Source organism: Paenibacillus sp. WLX2291, assembly GCF_046603665.1.
In the GTDB taxonomy this organism is placed as follows: domain Bacteria; phylum Bacillota; class Bacilli; order Paenibacillales; family Paenibacillaceae; genus Saccharibacillus.
Genome location: NZ_CP176755.1, coordinates 2,660,498 through 2,678,776, shown reverse-complemented (window position 1 = coordinate 2,678,776; position 18,279 = coordinate 2,660,498). Strand labels below are relative to the sequence as shown.

At 48.9% G+C, this 18,279-nt stretch carries 13 protein-coding genes; 1 reads left to right on the top strand and 12 read right to left on the bottom strand.

The features are described 5' to 3' along the window. The first annotated feature begins 287 nt into the window (after positions 1–287). The gene (locus tag ACDE64_RS11520; protein WP_411346767.1) at positions 288–968 is read left to right on the top strand and encodes an expansin EXLX1 family cellulose-binding protein; all 681 of its coding nucleotides are present in this window, start codon (positions 288–290) and stop codon (positions 966–968) included. Positions 969–1,193: 225 nt separating this feature from the next. Here the strand turns inward: ACDE64_RS11520 and ACDE64_RS11515 are convergent, their stop codons facing one another. The 12 genes from ACDE64_RS11515 to ACDE64_RS11460 all read right to left on the bottom strand — a co-directional run bounded on the left by ACDE64_RS11515 (position 1,194) and on the right by ACDE64_RS11460 (position 18,062). Further along, the gene (locus tag ACDE64_RS11515; RefSeq protein WP_411350115.1) at positions 1,194–3,050 is read right to left on the bottom strand and encodes an IucA/IucC family protein; all 1,857 of its coding nucleotides are present in this window, start codon (positions 3,048–3,050) and stop codon (positions 1,194–1,196) included. Continuing rightward, a complete protein-coding gene (locus ACDE64_RS11510; protein WP_411350114.1) occupies positions 3,001–4,293 on the bottom strand; it encodes a type III PLP-dependent enzyme in 1,293 nt (430 codons plus the stop codon). The genes ACDE64_RS11515 and ACDE64_RS11510 overlap by 50 nt, the downstream gene beginning before the upstream one ends. Beyond that, positions 4,290–5,066, bottom strand: a complete 777-nt coding sequence (locus ACDE64_RS11505) for an HpcH/HpaI aldolase family protein (RefSeq protein ID WP_411350113.1) — start codon at positions 5,064–5,066, stop codon at positions 4,290–4,292. Before ACDE64_RS11505 ends, ACDE64_RS11510 begins: the two co-directional genes overlap by 4 nt. After that, positions 5,066–8,842 (bottom strand): IucA/IucC family protein, encoded by a 3,777-nt coding sequence (locus ACDE64_RS11500; protein ID WP_411350112.1) that lies wholly within the window; start codon positions 8,840–8,842, stop codon positions 5,066–5,068. Before ACDE64_RS11500 ends, ACDE64_RS11505 begins: the two co-directional genes overlap by 1 nt. Next, the gene (locus ACDE64_RS11495; RefSeq protein WP_411350111.1) at positions 8,811–10,253 is read right to left on the bottom strand and encodes an MFS transporter; all 1,443 of its coding nucleotides are present in this window, start codon (positions 10,251–10,253) and stop codon (positions 8,811–8,813) included. Before ACDE64_RS11495 ends, ACDE64_RS11500 begins: the two co-directional genes overlap by 32 nt. Further along, complete coding sequence (locus tag ACDE64_RS11490; protein ID WP_411350110.1) at positions 10,253–11,602, bottom strand: diaminobutyrate--2-oxoglutarate transaminase; 1,350 nt, start codon at positions 11,600–11,602, stop codon at positions 10,253–10,255. The genes ACDE64_RS11495 and ACDE64_RS11490 overlap by 1 nt, the downstream gene beginning before the upstream one ends. A 1-nt stretch (position 11,603) precedes the next feature. Beyond that, entirely contained in the window at positions 11,604–12,662 is a 1,059-nt protein-coding gene (locus tag ACDE64_RS11485; RefSeq protein ID WP_411350109.1) for a hypothetical protein, read from the bottom strand. Positions 12,663–13,262: 600 nt separating this feature from the next. Then, positions 13,263–14,060 carry an IucA/IucC family C-terminal-domain containing protein gene (locus ACDE64_RS11480; RefSeq protein WP_411350108.1) on the bottom strand — a complete coding sequence of 266 codons (798 nt, stop codon included), beginning with the start codon at positions 14,058–14,060 and terminating at the stop codon, positions 13,263–13,265. Further along, the gene (locus ACDE64_RS11475; RefSeq protein ID WP_411350107.1) at positions 14,032–14,850 is read right to left on the bottom strand and encodes an ABC transporter ATP-binding protein; all 819 of its coding nucleotides are present in this window, start codon (positions 14,848–14,850) and stop codon (positions 14,032–14,034) included. The genes ACDE64_RS11480 and ACDE64_RS11475 overlap by 29 nt, the downstream gene beginning before the upstream one ends. 23 nt (positions 14,851–14,873) lie before the next feature. Then, positions 14,874–15,917 carry a FecCD family ABC transporter permease gene (locus ACDE64_RS11470; RefSeq protein ID WP_411350106.1) on the bottom strand — a complete coding sequence of 348 codons (1,044 nt, stop codon included), beginning with the start codon at positions 15,915–15,917 and terminating at the stop codon, positions 14,874–14,876. After that, positions 15,914–16,927 carry a FecCD family ABC transporter permease gene (locus ACDE64_RS11465; protein WP_411350105.1) on the bottom strand — a complete coding sequence of 338 codons (1,014 nt, stop codon included), beginning with the start codon at positions 16,925–16,927 and terminating at the stop codon, positions 15,914–15,916. The genes ACDE64_RS11470 and ACDE64_RS11465 overlap by 4 nt, the downstream gene beginning before the upstream one ends. Before the next feature lie 151 nt (positions 16,928–17,078). Further along, positions 17,079–18,062: an ABC transporter substrate-binding protein gene (locus ACDE64_RS11460; protein ID WP_411350104.1), complete on the bottom strand. Its 984-nt coding sequence runs from the start codon at positions 18,060–18,062 to the stop codon at positions 17,079–17,081. Positions 18,063–18,279 lie beyond the last annotated feature (217 nt).

Sequence of the window (18,279 nt, the reverse complement as noted above, 5' to 3'; positions counted from 1 at the left end):
CTGATGCTAAATAATTTGTACGCGCAAGGTACTGTTATATAGTTGCATATGCTGTATGGATTCTATTTTTGACTATATAGTATCAATAGTTCCTTTTTGTTATATTTGATAATAATTGTAATTAAATATAAGATATAGTACATTGTTAGATGAAGTGTGATGTGATTAGTTACAACATGTTCGTATTCAATATCGCCTGTTCATAGAACTTCTTGTAACAGCAACACTTCAACCAACATTCTGGAGGGATTCCTATGACCAAGACAAAGAAAACAAAGAAATGGAGCATGCTCGGACTCATCGCTACGTTAAGCTTCGCCATGTTCGCTGTACCAGCTTCAGCTGCCTGGAACGATACATACCAGGGCTACGCTACATATACCGGCTCCGGTTATTCCGGCGGCGCGGTACTGCTTGACCCGATTCCGGCAAATATGGAAATTACAGCTCTCAATCCGACACAGATGAACTACGGCGGTGTCAAAGCGGCACTGGCTGGCGCGTATTTGGAAGTACAAGGACCAAAAGGCAAAACAGTTGTCTACGTGACGGATCTGTATCCAGAAGGTCCAAGCGGTGCACTGGATCTGTCGCCAAATGCGTTTGCCAAAATCGGTAATGTCGCAGACGGCAAAATCAATATTTCGTGGAAAGTCGTTAAAGCACCGATCACAGGCAACTTCAGCTATCGCATCAAAGAAGGCAGCTCCCAATGGTGGGCAGCTATTCAAGTTCGCAATCACAAATATCCAGTGCTGAAGCTGGAAGTACAAAAGAACGGTAGCTGGGTAAGCCTGCCGAAGATGGATTATAACCACTTCGTCGGTGAACAGCTAGGCACACAACCGCTCAAAGTACGGATTACCGACATTCGCGGTATTTCCGTAACGGATACAATTCAAGCGTTGCCTGCGAATGGCACATCAAGTGCATACATCGTACCAGGCAAAGTACAATTCCCGGATTGATCTAGACGAATAGGTAGGACAAAAAGAGACAGTCGCAGAGTGGTGCGACTGTCTCTTTTTGTAAGTGATATTTAGCGATCATATGGATACATGACAGATGCAGTTCTCCATTTGATGAATTGCAGTATGAACGATCTATTGTTCGACTATCAATATTAATTGACGTTCGACTGACAGGAATCATCGTTCAAGACAGCGTAGCTTCACATGCATCTTGCTACTACCCTACAACTGGTGAAACGGGTTGTGACCTTTCCCTTTGCCTGAAGGCATTGCACCGGGTACACCATCTGCTTCCAGCAGCGGACATACGATCAACTTGGTTGACCACTGCTCCGCTTCGAAAATGCACTGATGTAACAGCTTGCGATCCTCGTCTGGTACATCCACTGCACTGAGCGCCTGTTGCCACGATGACGATGTAATCTGCCAGAGCTGACGCTCATCCGCACCATATACTTCGCTCAGACTTTCCATAATAGCAGCCAGATTCACCTGGGTACCAAGCGATTGTACGTAGAAAATTAACTTTTCTAGCGTTTCATTATACAGGCTGTTCGAATAGCCCGGACGGATATGATACTGTGGATCGGCGATGCCGTGCTTTTCTGTATATGGTGGATGCAGACGCACAGAATCATGATCGCGGAACAGCAAGCTGTGCGGAACACCGTCACGCAAGACGACACAGCAATTTTGCCCATGAATCTCTGGTACGACACCAATTTTGAACAGCCGCATGACTACATTGTAGAACAATTCACTCAACTGACGGTAAACGTCTGTCGCTTCTGCCGCTGACAGCGAACGTCCAAACAGCCCAGTCAAAATATGCGTCCCGTTCATCTGCACACCCAGCGCTGCCATCGGTACGATGCGATATTGCTCATCCAGCAGAATCTCCGGGTACAAGCGCAGCTGTGCTGCCAGATGACGCGGATGATCATCATACAATCCCATATCAGATGGCATATAGCCCCACCAGTGGTTCTCTTGACAGAGCCATACTGTATCCTGCAATTGTGGATCGCATTCCACTGCCTGCCGGAGCATTCGCTCGCCGGACAATCCATTCAACAGCTTCACAACCGGCAAGTACCGTGCTGCGCCGAGGGATAATACACTTACCGGTAGCTTGAGCATCATCGTATTCGGCTGCTGTGGAGCCATAGAACGTAGCGAGGAAGTCGCCTGCACTTGACCAGCTTCCATTTTTAAAATAACGAGAATGCGCTGCTCCAATTCACTCGCAAATCGTGGAATGATCACATGCTCCAACTGCCACGGATGCACAGGTAGTAGACTATATTCTGCCGTGCTCAGATCAAGACGCTGTAATTCTGCATTCAGCGCTTGCTGCTCAGTACTGCTTAACAGATCAGTCAGCGACAAGGAGCTGTCTTCTTTGCCTTGTTGAATATGGGTATGACGCACTGCCAACCAGCGCAGCGGAATAGACTCGCCAAATTCAGCGGCATACTCCAGACAATCCTGCTCACTGAAGCCTGTCTTCGCCTTGGACGACGGATGAAATGGACGATCTCGTAGCGCGGCTACCTGCTCGGCGTATACATACCATTCGTACGCCGATTGCGGCTGACGGTCAATCAGTGCCTGCAATGAGTCTGGGTTTAGACTAAGCGATAATTGCTGTACAGCCGTGCGAATACCAGTAATAAAGTCCGCAACGCCCGGCTGAGCGAATTCTTCTGTAGTCAATGTGAATGACAGGATATGTTCAGCGATCAGACTGGCTTCATGCAATGGCTGCCAGTCTGATTCCGTCGATGCTGTATTCCGAACATATACGGGAGAATTTGCTACCCATTCTCTCCCCAACCGAATGCCGTCAATAGCGAGAAAGAGTAGCTGATCAGACACATACAGCCATAGATCTCCCTGTGCCTGTTGATCACTATACAGCTGCTGGATCTCCTGCGGTGCATCTTCCCATGGGATCCATTGTTTTTGATCCAGTGGGAAAAATTGCTCCGCTAAAAAAGAGTTCATCAAATCGCGGCAAATCTGCCGTTCAGCGATGTGTCTGCCAGATTGCATTGCCGTCGTTGCCGATGATACCATGATCGCCGTCACTTCCTTTCGTTATGTAATAAAATTCAGGATGCGGATGTCCGAGAAAATCATGATGCGAGATTGTCCAGCAATACGCGCCAGACTTCACGAACACGATTAGATCACCAACCCGCAAATGCTCCACCATAGCATCACTATGCATTCGATCCTTCGGTGTACACAGCTCACCGACTAGATGAACTGCCTGCTGACGAATTTCCGATCGTGCCCATGGAGCGCTCCAGTTCTCCGATGCCATTACTAGGAACGGATGGTTATGCCCCCATGACGCTGGCAAGCGATTATGATGCGTACCTCCGCGCAGTACGGCAAAGTTCTGTTCATGCGATACTTTTAGATCGCTAACTTCCGCGACATAATATCCGTAATCCGCCACTATCATCCGTCCCGGCTCGAAGATCAGTCTCGCTTGCGGCAATAACTCTCGTAACGGCAACTCTACCACCAGTGAAGTGAACAGCTTCCAGTCAAAGTCTGGTGTCTGCTCATCATACGACACGCCGAATCCACCACCTGCATTTATCAGCTCTAGCGGTTCCAGCTCATATTGCTGCTGCCACTGGGCTGCCTTTTGCATGTATAAACCTACCATCTCTGCGTGCAATTCCGCATCGGGATTGTTGGACAGAGAATGGAAATGGAATCCGCTCAGCTTAACCGCTCCCGCACCTTCTCTGATCACGATAGATAATGCTTCTTCCAGCAAGCCTTCATCCAGCCCGAACGGCGTGGCACGTCCCCCCATCGTAATCTTCGTCTGCGGCAATTCGCCGGAATGCAGATTGATTCGCAGCATAATCCGCGTCGGCTCGTTAAAAGCAGATCCCTCTGTCGCCTGCAAACGTCGGGTGATATAAATAATCCGGCGCAGTTCGAGTAAACTTTCCACATGCAAACAATACACATGCTGGCGAATCGCCTGCTCCAGTTCGTACTCCTTTTTACCAGGACCACCAAACAGGATTGGTACATCGCGGCTAATCTCGCGCACCTTCATCAGCTCACCAATCGAAGCAACCTCAAAGCCGCCTACGAGTGGTAACAAACTACGAATAATGTGCGGATCGGGATTCGCCTTGATCGCATAAAATAACCAGCATTGTGTCGGTAAGCTTTGTAGCATGCCTTGCACATGTTCTTGCATCGATACGAGATCATACACGTACGCGCACACTGGCTCTCTGCTGCTATCCTGAATCTGTTGTATGACTTCTGTTACAGCTTGTCTCATGTCCAACCTCCCGAAGTACGATATTGCTTGCGCTTGGTATGATATGCACGAAAAGCAGTATTACGATCATCGCCCAGTACGAAGATGTGTACACCTCGTTCTCGCCAGCGCTGCATATCTTGCTCCTGCCGCGCAACAGTTGCATATGGCACATCGGCGGTACGAGATGCTTCATATACTTGCTCCAGCGCCGCCACTACGTCAGGATGATCGGTCTGCCACGGTACACCGAGCGATTGCGATAGATCGGCAGCTCCTTCTAGCACAAAGCTCACCTGCGGATGACTCATAATCTCCAAGCTGCGCTCTACCCCAGTGGCACTCTCGATCATCGGAATGAGCATGATCTGCTCATTTGCCTGCTGTACATACTCCTGCAAGCTGTATTTGCCAAACGTTCCCGCACGTCCGCTATTCAGACTACGCTGTCCTTCTGGATAGTAGTACATATACTGTACCGCTTCCTCGATCTGATCCAGACTCTCCACACTTGGCAGGATGATTCCCTGCGCGCCACTATCTAGCAATCGCAACACATTCGTGCGTTCCAGCTGTCCGATTCGAACGAGCGGTGTGACGCCTACCAGCTCAGCAGCACGGATCATCTCCTCAACCTGCTCCAAACTAGTAGTCGTATGCTCACAGTCGATAATGACAAAATCATATTCCGCATGCCCGATCATCTCGATAATAATCGGATGCGGGATGGAGACGAACAGACCGAATACCGGCTGTCCGTCTCGAATACTATCCAGCAATAGATGATTTCTCATTACCATTGCCCATCTCGCGCCTGACGTAGCGGATTGCTGACACTGCGGAAATACAGCTCACTATCTCCGTATAAGCGTCGCTTGGTCATTTCCTCAATCAATGAATCCGGTGCAAACAGATCATACTCTGCAAAGCGCTCATTGTACTGCGGATGCTGCTGCTGATAATCGCCAATCACATCTGCGCACAATTGCCAGAATTCACGCTCTGGCAAGCCGAATTTCTCCATCGTCAATGCCAGCTCCGTTACGCAAATGAAGAAAAAGGCGTCATACGTATAATCCCGTACTTCCTCCGTTGTCTCCGCATGGATGAATGAATACCGGTTGAATTTGCGATGCGTTTCGGGAATGGGATGCAGCTCTGGTGCCCATTCGGGATGTAACAGTTGATCCGGCACATACCGCACACCGTCATGCAGATCTTTGACGATGATACGCTTTGGCAGTCCTTGTTCCAGCACGAGAATAATGTTTTGCGCGTGACTTTCCAGCGCGATGCCATGAGCATACAGCAGATGTACAATCGGCAGAACGACGTTGCGCACCAGCTCGCGACTCCATGTACGTACGCCATGCCGTGCAATCACGTCGGCACAGAACGGTTCGCCGTCCGGCTGGATGAGCGATACCGCGTTGAGCGGCCACGCGTCTTCCCCTTCATGCAGCTTGGTGCTTACATTTTCGCGCCAGATCGTGCCGAGCGATCCATATGCGCTACCATACTGTAGCGCAGGCAACTCAGCATAACGGAAGGAAATGCCCATGATTTCTTTTAAAATGTCAAAATCCAATTGCTGCAAATACGCATCCTGCGCAATCAAACGCTCCAGCCAGTCGCTGATCAACGGTGCGTTCTGCGTCGTATGATGTGCCAGAATACGACTGGTCGAGGTATTGGTCATATGCAGTGCCAGCTTGATATACGGCGCATCAGCATGACGGCGATTGGATAACGAACGGATGGATTGCTGCGCCCGATACGGTGTATCGCTATAGCCCAGTGCAATCAATTCCTGTCGCGACAGTTGTCCAGTGAATACGGGCTGAATCTGATGCTCCCATTGCCACGGATGCACAGGCAACAGCACATAATCGTTAACCGAATTGCCGGTTGCAGTGATTAACTGTTCAAACCGTGTCCGATCTTCTACTGTCAAATGCTGTTCAAGCAGCTTCTCATAGCTCACGCCCTGCGACAATGCAGTATCCGCCCATTGCCGTTGCGCCGCTACCCAGAATAGCTGTACATCGGTGTTGAACTCCGGTCCGTAAGCGGCATTATCTCGCAGGGAGAAGCCCAGACGCGACTTATAGCTTGGATGATACGGATGACCATCGGTCATATGACTTTCCAGCGCATCATAATGACGATCTTCTACCGGGATACGTGCAGGCAGATTGGCACGGCACTGGCTGTCTTTGGCAAGCGTCTCCAACAGCTCATGGATGAAATGTTGAACCCGTTCGCCCTCCAGCCGATGATGTACTACTTCTTCCAAAAATACATAGAGGTCGGTGCAAGATTCGCCATTACGCTGAAGCGTGCCCTGCTCTATTTTCACCCGCCCAAAGCTCGCTTTCTGCTCTGCGATGCAGGTGTATGTAACCGTCTGTCCGTCTGCCGTCGTTCCATCTGTCATCCAGCGCTGACCTTCGCATTGATAAGAAACGATGCCTTCAAACCAAAGTGCTTCCAGCGTCTGCCGCATAATCCGTTCCTGTACCTGTGTATACGCCGTCCACTGCTTACCCGGCAATGTCGTTACAAATCCGCTTGTTCCCATTACGCTCACTCCTTTTAGCCTGTTGGTTACATATACATAATCCGGTGTATCGCCATGTCCTTGCAGACAACTACGCAAATTCTGTTTCGCCAGAAACGCATCCGTCTGTAACAAATATGCTGCAAATGTATTGCCCGTTTGCTCCTGTTCCCGTTTGAGCAACGACTGCGCGATGCGCCAGTACTGCTGCTCTCGGCATCCGGTATCCCGCGCCAGCACATGAATGAGCGAACCTAGATGATTCACAATAAAATAGTACGTCGTACGGTTTCGCGCCGACTGTTGATCATAGAACAGATACTTGGGCTGCTGCGCACTGTTCAATACCGATGAAGCATATTGCTGGCTTTCCGCTTGATGATGCGGCTCCGCACTCATATTAGCTTTGTCAGACAAAATGGATACGTGCTCTCGTCCATGCTGCTCCTCGACACTAACGCCTTCCAGATCACGAATGATAAACTGCTTTGGCATCCCTTCATACAGCGTCACCAGCGTATTTTGCAAATGAGCTTCAAAATGAATCCCTTCCTGCTCAGCAATTCGTACAATCGGCAGCAGGGACAATTCCAGATAATCCTGCAACCATCGTTCCGCTTGTCGGATCAGTGCATCCGAAGTATGATGTTGCCCGTCTGTTTGCCCGTTTATTTGCGTGATTGGTACATTGTTCTGAACAGATGCTTTCAGCATGTTGACCAATCGAGATACGCCGCCTGGCACATGACTCTCCACTAGACTGGACAGGACATACGTGCACGATGGATCAAATGCGATTGGTCGATAAGCAACAGTGAATAGGCGCGTCAACATCTCATCTGCAAATGTACACGTACCGATTCCTTTTTCATAAGCGATATGTGTACCTGCTTCTCCTGCAAAACCATCTCTGTCCAATACATAGCGCGCCGCTTCCAGCGTACGCTGCATCTGTTCTTCGCTGTTATTGCGCGTCAGATTGGTAATCTGAATATTGAGTGGCAGCTTCATATTGCAATTCATATCCGGTATATACACCGTGCGTACCGAAGAAGTAGGATATGCCAGCGATCCAGCTGCACCAAGCGGAATCAGCATCCGCCGCTCCACATACTGCTGTACATCAGGTAATTGCTGCACATGCTCATATTGCCAAGGATGCATCGGCAATAACGCATATTCATCTACCTTGATGCCCGGTTGCGTACTTAGCAATTCCTGCAACAACGTATCCAATACCTGTACAAACTGAAGCTCCGCCTGTTCATCCACCCATTCTGTGTGATAACAATCCCGATGTACCGCCATATAACAGAGTTGAAAGGAAGCTCCCAGCTCCGGGCTATATCGTTGCTTGTCTTGCGCACCGAAACCGACCGTGCTTTTCGGAAACGGATGAAATGGATGCCCACATACAAGCCCCTGTTCGGAAGTTTGATAGTCAGAAACATCGCGCTGCTTACTCTGCGCATACTGCATATATAGCGCCATATTACGCACACTATTATCCACTCGGCTCATAAATTCCCGTACAGCATCTGCCTTCACATCCTGATCCGTAGACAGCTCGGCAATGATCCAGCGTAGCAGCTGATAATGGCTGACTTGTGACGCTTGTTCCTGAGAATCGCCCGGTTGATGGGTCAGGAAGAACGCTGACTGCTGTGCAGGTACATATTTTCCTGATTGTGCTTCATCTTCCCAATCACCTTCCGCCGGCAGTCCCGATACTGCTCCACTCCATGCTTGCTCTGTCGATCCATCGCCAGACCACAATAGCGACGCATATTCATGCTCGTCAGCTGCTGAATAGTACGACAGCTGCGCTTTTACCGTCATGCCGCTATTCGGAAACCGGATCACTGCCGCTAGCGCTGCTTCATCTACGACAATCTGCTGTGGGCGCTCCTGTCTCAATTCGCGGATGTAGCAGTTCAGCAGCAATTTGCAGGCATGTTGTCCGGCTAGATGCAGGCAATCAGGCTGTGGTTTGCTTATGATCTTCAACAATGATGCCAACCTTCTTTCTTGTTATGGTTAAAATAACCGGTAGTGTACAGAGCAGCAGCCCGCCAAGAATCATGAAAATCTCCCGCAATGCCGCCCACTGTGCAAGACTCGCCGATTGTCCGGCTGTCACCAGCATCTGCCACCGTGCATCGTAAAAGAGCGTCAGAATGATCAACGCAAACGACGAAATCAACCGTTGCAGCGTCGTTGCCAGTGCTGATCCTTCATGCATATCCTCTTCCGGTAACGCCTGTAGCCCAATCGCTGATACACTCATACCAGATAAGCCCATTCCGATCCCACGCAATGCCATCAGCACGACGATAACGAGAACAGCGATCGTTGCGGTCATATACGGCAACCAGGCAAATGCCATCAACGTCCCGGTTACAAGCAATGCACCCCAGGCAATAAAACGTCGCGATTGCCCTTTGTCCATCCATGTACCGCCAATCCACATAAACAGGCTCGTACCAATCGCCGTCGGCAGAAACATCATGCCTGACAATGATGGAGATAAGCCGAAGACCTGCTGAAATAATAGCGGTAGCGCAAAGATCGCACCGAACATTACACAATCCTGAATCGTGGAAATGAACACCGTCCATGCAAAAATCACATTTTGACGCAACAATCCGTAACGAATCATCGGTTCATGGCGTCGATTCTCCACCCGCACGAAAAGTACTAGCGAAGATAGCCCTGCTACCAGCATGAGCCACGGCAACCAGACAGGCAGCCAAGTGGATGCGTGCAGCTGAATACCAAAGCTAAGCAGCGCAATTCCGCCAACCATCAGACCTAGGCTAGATAGCTGCACTGATTTGCGGCGTGCCGGTTCATACGGCTGAATGTATCGCCCACACCAGATCAACGCTCCAATTGCAAATGGTACATTGAGCCAGAGCAGTAGATCCAGTCGCCCGAATTGAATAATAATGCCGCCCAGCGTCGGACCGACCGCCGGAGCAATCATAAGCAGCATGCCCCATGCTCCGGTAATGCGTCCGCGCACCTCGGTGCCGTAATAATCAAATAGCAATACGAGCGATAGCGGAATCATCAGCCCTGCCGCTACACCGTGGACAAACCGTACAATCAGCATGACCGCCACATATGGATAGAACAGCGCGCCCACAATCGAAAAAAAACCATACAGCACGATGCCTAGCATATACGTGCGCTTACGTCCCAGACGATCCACGATCAATGAAGCAACGGGCATCGTGAGTGTCATCGCCAGCATATATAGTGCAATAATCCAGCCACCGGTCAATGTGGATACATGGTAGTACTGTACAAAATAAGGCAACAGCACATTAAACGCACTGTTCGTCAGCACCAGTGAAAAGGCACCGACCAGAATCGATCCTAATACCGCATGTTGCCGTAACCGACTCATGAGCGACATTAGCGTGGATACTCCGCCAGCGCTTCATGTACAGAAGTCGTAAACAGCTCCAGCACCTTATCTGTTTCCTGCTCACTAATAACAAGCGGCGGCAAGAAGCGAATAACCGATGAATGACGTCCACCCACTTCGATAATCAATCCATTGGCAAAGCAGCGCTGCTGAATCTGTTCCGCCAGCTTGCCACTCGGCGGATAATGACCAAGCCGATCCATGACAGCATTGGTATCAACAATTTCAACGCCAATCATCAAACCACGACCCCGCACATCACCAAGCGAAGGCACACTCTCTTGCAGACTGCGCAACCGGTTCATGATCTGCTGTCCGCGTTCGCGCACATTGTCCATTACATGCTGTTCTTGAATATAGCGAAGCGTCGCCAGCCCTGTCGCCATTGCCATCTGATTGCCACGGAATGTGCCTGTATGTGCCCCCGGCTGCCAACGATCTAGTTCATCGCGATACATGATCACCGACATCGGCAGGCTACCACCGACTGCTTTGGAGCAGATGATAACGTCCGGCACAATACCTGCATGTTCAAACGAGAACATTTTTCCTGTCCGTCCAAATCCGGTCTGCACTTCGTCAATGATTAGCGGAATGCCGCGCTCTGCTGTAATCCGGCGCAACTCCTGCAACCAACGGATATTCGCTGGAATCGCTCCACCTTCGCCCTGAACCGTTTCCACAATGACACCACATGGTGCAGCAATACCACTCTCACAATCGTCCAGCAAGTTCTCGATATACTGCGCACTTAGCTGTGCTGTCATCTCACCCCCAACACCAAATGGGCAACGATATTCATACGGGAATGGCAGGAAATGCACATCCGGTAGCAGACTTTGCAGATGTTGCTTCTTGCTCAAATTCCCGCTCATCGCCATCGTTGCCTGCGTCGAACCGTGATAACTACCTTGGAAAGCAAGAATGGAACGTCCACCAGTTGCCGTTTTCACCAGCTTGATCGCTGCTTCTACTGCATCTGCACCAGTCGGTCCGCAAAACTGAATTTTGGCATGATCTCTCATTTCCATTGGCAATAAGGAAAACAGTTCTTCCATAAATGCCAACTTCAACGGCGTCGCCAGATCCAGCGTATGTAAAGGAATCTGCTGATTCAGCACGTCTCGAATCGCCTCCACAACCACATCATGATTATGTCCCAGCGCCAGCGTTCCTGCTCCAGCAAGGCAATCGTAATACTGCCGTCCTTCCGTATCTGTCACCATCATGCCTTTTGCCTTGCTGATTACAAGTGGAAAATGGCGTGGATACGCGCGTGCATTCGATTCCTTTTGCTCCTGCATTTTCAAATACTGACTTTTTAGTTCCAGTGACATATTAATGTACACTCCTTTGTAGGTTTGAACTCGTCGTAACGGGTCCATTGACTTGTTGATTGAATATATATTCGACGTACCGATGTGCAACCGCCCGGCCTTGTCCCTCATACGGATAGACATGAAATACAAAATCCGGCAATGCATTCACTTCCAATATACCTCCACAATCCGAAGTTAAAGGAATTGAAATGTCGTTACAACGAATATCGATACCAGCTACGTCAATATTCAGGATCTGTGCGGCGCGAATAGCCAGCTTCACATTATGGTCATGTAGCTCGTCTGTACAGTCGCGTGAGAATTCGCTTACTTTACCGATCTCGGTATGTTCTAGCGAATACAATGTAACGATACAGCCTGCTTCTGGCACAGTGCTCAGCTCATATCCCTGCGCTGTTAACGACGTTGTAATCGCTGGATCATCAGGCTGTAGCATGTTGAACAAGGTTAACGGTCCAATCTCTGTCTGCCGCAGATGCTGACGATTCAATTCAGCGAGATGTTCTCCAATCGTTCGTTGACCGTCACCAACCAGATACGCAGGCGAATATTCAGTCGCTGCTACGACTTTGCCGTCGATCACCAGCACTCGATAATCGTTACCTTGCACATACTGTTGCAGCATTATCTGTTGGCTGAATACTGCCGCATCCTGTATCGCTTCTGCCAATTGCTGCGGGGTACGCACATCAAGGGTTACTCCATTGCCACTACTCGCATCCAGCGGCTTCACAACGAGTGAATGTCCCGCTGCGGATATAGATGCCAGAAACGATAATGCTTGCTCATTGTTTTCGCTAACGACGATATGAGCAGGTACAGGTAATCCTTGCTCTGATAGCAGTTGATTCGCAGCCTGCTTGTTTTTGGCAAGTAATCCCGATATGAGCGGCAAGCGATGGGAGCGAGTTTTGTTAATAACGATGCTCATATTCTGCTTCGTCAATTTCATAAAATCCTCGCAACCCGGAACTAGCAGCTCACACTGTATTCCTAGCTCATCGGCGGCTTTAGCAATCAACCGATTTTGCAGGTTTTGCATTTCTGTAAAATGCACAGCATATCTCCTCCGGTTTCTAAAATGATAATGATTATCAGTATCAGCAATTCGATTCCTATCTTATAAGATGCGTGATATAGTTGTCAACAATCAACTTTTTAGGGAATCTAAGAGATATATGGATTTTATAAGAAAATTACAGCAAAATCGGGATAAAACGCTGTATGCGAAAATATATATTTTGTAAACGAATATGTGAATACGATGTAAACGCGATAACTCGTTGTTTGTCGAATATTATTCTTTTATGTCGACAAGTTTTTATTTCGCTTGCATCTTAAAACGTGAATGATACGAATCGCTATTTGACTTGTATCTGCAACATATTGCGCTTTGACCAACATACAAGATCATATCTCAGCAACACTTGGTCAACGTCAGAACCATCTCCACATAGCATCATCAATCGCCGTATAGAGAGCGCCCTGACTACTGACTCAAGCATAAACGTATAAATACACACCTCATAGTATCCGTGAAAAAGCAACATGTTTTAGAAGAATATTCACAAGTGTACAAGCCTTCCATAAAGCCTGTTGAATGACAATTAATCACAAACAAACAAACGAACGAACAAATAGATCTACCTATCGTATATCAGCAGCTCACTGCGCCATGTTTCAGCTTTGGACAGGTAGGACAATAATCATCCAGTTCATCTGCCGCCAGATAATACAAGCAGCATGTTTTCCGCACACGAATCGGTGTTTCCGATACCAATGTAATGCGCTTGGGCGTATTGAAGGTATGAAGCGGATTTTTGCGTTCGCCAAATAGTATCGCTGGCGCATCATGCAGCAGATAGTGGAAGTCCTCCTTCACCCGCTCCAATTCTTCACCTTCGGCTCCTTCCGCAAACGAATTCTCATACAGCCAATACACGTATATCGCCGTATTTTCCCACAAGACCGCCTTTGACACACCTGTATGCTGAGATAATGCCGACCAGACCTTTGCCAGATTATCGGCAAACATACGTCGGATCAGCTCATCTCGCCACATATGTCGCTGTCCCGGTTCTGGCATCGTTACGGATCGATCATGCAGCAGTACACGCGGCAGCCACGCTTCACCTTTACGATACGAATCAAGCGTACAATTTTCTAGGGTCAGATTGAGCGCCTTATTGTAGCGCGACATAGCAAACAACCCTGCCGCAATTGTCAAATACGCATACCGTTTTGCGAATAACGATACATTTGCCTTCATAGAATCCGTCTCGAAAATCTCACCAGCGACCCGCTGCAAATACGGTTCACTTACTTCCAATTTCAGCAGATCACGACAGGCAAGCGAAAGTGACGGATCGTCTCCCGGCTCCAATGCCAGTCGATATTGCGAAGTTAATACATCCAGCTCATACGGTTCAAATCTTTGGTGTGACTGCTGGATCATGCAGACGACGCCCCCTTCCATGCGGAATACAGAGCGGTGTGCCAAACAGTGGATCTACCGCAATCTCGCATTCCATATGGAATACTTGTCGCACGAGCTCCTGATTGATAATCTCCTCTGGCTTGCCCTGAGCGAAAATATTACGATTCTGCACCGCCACAATATGATGCGCATAACGACATGCCAGATTCAGATCATGCAGTACCATGACAATCGTACGCCCTTCCTGCTCATTCAGCTCAAACAGCAAATCCAGAATCTCAATCTGATGCGTCATATCCAGATACGTTGTCGGCTCGTCCAGTAGTAGCGTTTCGGTTCCTTGTGCCAGCGTCATAGCAATCCATGCCCGTTGACGCTGACCACCAGACAGGGCATCCACAGGGCGCTCCGACATCTCAGTCAGACGCGTTGCTTGCAGCGCCTGCTGCACCATTTGCTCGTCTTCGCGCGACCATTGCTTGAGCCAGCTCTGATGCGGATAACGCCCCTGCCGCACGAGCTGATTCACCGTCAGCCCTTCCGGCGCAGTTGGTCCCTGTGGCAAAATAGACATCCGCCGCGACACTTCTTTGGTCGGTAGACGTGCAATATCCTCACCATCCAGCAGTACCGAGCCAGAGCGCGACTTGAGCAGACGCGCCATCGTACGTAGTAACGTCGATTTGCCGCAGCCGTTACTACCAATCAGTACTGTGATTTGCCCGGACGGAATGGTCAGATTCAGATTTTCAATAACAGGAGCGGCGCCATAGGTGATTGTTAATTCTTTCGCTTCCAGTATACTCATCGTTGTTCCTCCTCGGCGAAATGTTAATATTGATTACGATTGCGGAATAGCAAATATAGGAAAAATGGTGCACCAACACCAGCGGTAAATACACCAGCTGGTACATCGAGCGGAACAAACAGTGTGCGCCCGATCAGATCGGCGGCAAACACAACCAATGCCCCAACCAGCCCTGATACGATTAACAGACTGCCAAACATACGTCCAACGAGACGACGCGCAATATGCGGTGCCATCAGACCCGCGAATCCGATCGTTCCCGCTACTGCTACTGCGATTCCCGCCAGCAGAACACTGCATCCGAGCAGCAATAGTCGATGTAGCTGCACCGTCACACCAAGACCAGTTGCCAGATCGTCGCCAAATTCCTGCGCATTCAGACTACGAGCAAGCCACAGCGCTGCCGGAACAGCGATGACCAGCATCGGCCAGATCGTATTCACATCTGTCCATGTCGCTCCGTATATGCTTCCGGTTAGCCACACATACGCCTGCCCTGCCGTGTAAAAAGGGCTGATAATCAGCATAAAGGTCGTTGCTGCGCCCGTAATCGCAGATACCCCGATCCCGATCAGCACGAGCCGAATCGGCGTAACTCCTGATTTCCATGCCAGCATATAAATAATCAATGCCGTCACCAGTGCGCCTACGATCGCAAACAGTGGCAGCATTTTAATACTGATTGCACCGCCTAGCAAAGTAACAAATCCAACTGCCGCGACTGCTGCACCACCGGTAATACCGATTACATCAGGCGAAGCTAACGGATTACGTATAATACCTTGCAAAATCGCACCCGACATTCCCAATGCGAGTCCAACTAATAGCGACAACAGCACCCGTGGAAACCGCAGCGTCAATACGACAAAATCGTTGTCACCGTTATCCAGCCCAAGAATGCTGCGTAGTACATCCAGCGGCGCGATATAATCGCTACCCAGACTAGTGCCTAGTACTGCCGCTATGCACACAAGCACGAGTAGAATTAGCATGATGCCCAGCGAACGCTTATCTAGCTGAAGCGAGAACCCATTCCCACGGCTACGTAGTACAAATGTCTTTTTCATATCCGGGTCACCTCCTTGCGGGCAATATAAATGAAGAACGGCCCGCCAATCAGCGCCGTCATCACACCAAGCGGCAGCTCGGACGGTGAAATAATCAATCGTGCAACGACATCCGACAGCAGCAATAGAATACCGCCACCGAACAGACAATACGGTACTAACCAGCGATAATCATTGCCCACTAGCGACCGCATCAGATGTGGAACAACTAGCCCAACCAGCCCGACAGCACCAGCGACCGACACCGCACTGCCAGCAAGCAGAACGGTCACCAGACCCATAAGCAGCTTAACAACGAGTACATTTTGTCCCATGCCCCGTGCAATATCATCACCGGTTAATAGCAGATTCACCGCTCGACCCATACCAAGCGAGATCACTGCGGCAATCCCCATATACGGAAGCACCGGGTACAGCATCTCTAATGAACGATTGCTGACAGAACCAGCCAGCCAGAACAATACATCCTGCAAACCAGTACCGTCCAAAACAAGAATGCCCTGCGTAAAGGAGGAAAACAAAGCCGTCATCGCCGTACCTGCCAATACAATCTTGATCGGCGTCAATCCATCGCGTCCAATCGAGCCAAGCATATATACGATAATTGCAGATACGGCTGCTCCGGCGAATCCAAACCACATCAGAGCTGTCAATGCTCGAATGGAAAATACAACAATAGCAATGACAATGAAGAAAATCGCACCAGCATTAATACCGAATACACTTGGCGAAGCAAGCGGATTACGTGTTAGCGCCTGCATCATCGCACCAGCAACTGCCAGACTTGCGCCTACCACCGCAGCGATCAATGTACGCGGCAAACGTTCCGTTTTCAAAATGACATCCGGAATAGACTGCGGATCGTACTGGGTAAACGTATGGATCAGATCGCTCATCGTAATCGGCGTCCGTCCAAAGATCATACTCGCCATGCCGGAAGCTACACAGACGATCGCCAGCAGCAGCATTCCGAATAGTCTGGATTTGTTCGTTTTCAATAACGGAAACATAGACTCACTCTCTCATGTAATAATCTCCAATCCAAACCGCAATCCGGATCATACTTCCATGTCATGAAAAAAAGGGCGTCCGTCCGGTGGTAAGTAACATCGACCTATACACCGTCCGAACAGTCCCCTTATTTGCTTTGGCATTTCATGTTTAATTTAATTTGAGCTGCTTGTACAGGTCATCCAGCAGCAGATTGGCTGATTTGTAGCCGCCTGCCATATTCCACATAATTTCATCAACCTGATACACCTGATTTTTCTTCACAGCATCCAGATTGGCCCAAAGGGGACTGCTGGTCCAGTCGTTATACAATTTTACCGTTTCCGGGCTAGTCTTATCGTAGTTAAAATTAAAGATCATATCCGCGTTCAGATCCGGGATGCTTTCTTTAGAAGTCAGCTCCGCGCCCCAATCCTCATCATTTTGTCCGGCAGGTCTGGTGAAGCCAAGATCCTTCAGAATGATCCCTGCATAACTGAGGTAGTAAACACGAACTTCGTCTTCACGGAAGTTAATGATGTTGGCAACAATCGGCAAACGGTCGCCCATTTTTTGTTTAAAATCGGCTGTACGTTTATCCCAATCTGCCATCAATTGGTTCGCTTGATCCTCATGGTCAGATGCTTCGCCAATGAGTTTTACGCCTTCTTTCCAATCGTACAGTTTATCTGTTACGATCGTTGGAGCAATCTGTGACAGTTGATTATAAATATCTTCATGACGCGTTTTGGTCGCAATGATCAAATCCGGTTTTAGCTTATGTATTTCCTCCAGATTCGGTTGAGTTTCCTGACCTACCTGTTGCACATCGCCTAGATCGGCTTTTAGATAATCGTAGACGGGTTGCTGCTCCCAAGATTCGACTACACCAACAGGTTTGATTCCCAGTGATACAACGATATCATTGGCGCCTTGATATAACGTAACAATACGCTTGGGCGTACCAGTGATGGTCGTCTCACCCATTGCGTGTTTGATGACTCGCGTGTTTGCTGAAGCTTGTGTACTGCTACTTTGTTCGCCAGAAGCATTTGCGGACTCCCCTGTATTTGTGCCAGAAGCACAGCCTGCCAGCATGATCAGCACGAATAATAATGCCATCATTCCAGCGACCGATTTTTGAAGCCTGAACATGATTTGTATTCCCCCTATAGCGTAATTGATATTGAATCTCATTATCGTTTGTAATTGTAGAGGAAACAGGAACTTTTTTCAAGCGCTTTATTTCCGTATTTAGAGAGAAATAGGTAAGTATGTAAGCCAAATGTACGATACTGCGGTTTTGTATGTGTGTGAAAAGGAATGTTTGATGGTCGGAAATAAGGGGATGTTAGGTTTCCATATATCAATA

Bases quoted from the DNA above. Each gene is read 5' to 3' on its own strand.
- ACDE64_RS11520 (WP_411346767.1), top strand. From the start codon at position 288: ATGCTCGGACTCATCGCTACGTTAAGCTTCGCCATGTTCGCTGTACCA.
- ACDE64_RS11515 (WP_411350115.1), bottom strand. From the start codon at position 3,050: ATGGTATCATCGGCAACGACGGCAATGCAATCTGGCAGACACATCGCT.
- ACDE64_RS11510 (WP_411350114.1), bottom strand. From the start codon at position 4,293: ATGAGACAAGCTGTAACAGAAGTCATACAACAGATTCAGGATAGCAGC.
- ACDE64_RS11505 (WP_411350113.1), bottom strand. From the start codon at position 5,066: ATGAGAAATCATCTATTGCTGGATAGTATTCGAGACGGACAGCCGGTA.
- ACDE64_RS11495 (WP_411350111.1), bottom strand. From the start codon at position 10,253: ATGTCGCTCATGAGTCGGTTACGGCAACATGCGGTATTAGGATCGATT.
- ACDE64_RS11490 (WP_411350110.1), bottom strand. From the start codon at position 11,602: ATGTCACTGGAACTAAAAAGTCAGTATTTGAAAATGCAGGAGCAAAAG.
- ACDE64_RS11480 (WP_411350108.1), bottom strand. From the start codon at position 14,060: ATGATCCAGCAGTCACACCAAAGATTTGAACCGTATGAGCTGGATGTA.
- ACDE64_RS11475 (WP_411350107.1), bottom strand. From the start codon at position 14,850: ATGAGTATACTGGAAGCGAAAGAATTAACAATCACCTATGGCGCCGCT.
- ACDE64_RS11470 (WP_411350106.1), bottom strand. From the start codon at position 15,917: ATGAAAAAGACATTTGTACTACGTAGCCGTGGGAATGGGTTCTCGCTT.
- ACDE64_RS11465 (WP_411350105.1), bottom strand. From the start codon at position 16,927: ATGTTTCCGTTATTGAAAACGAACAAATCCAGACTATTCGGAATGCTG.
- ACDE64_RS11460 (WP_411350104.1), bottom strand. From the start codon at position 18,062: ATGTTCAGGCTTCAAAAATCGGTCGCTGGAATGATGGCATTATTATTC.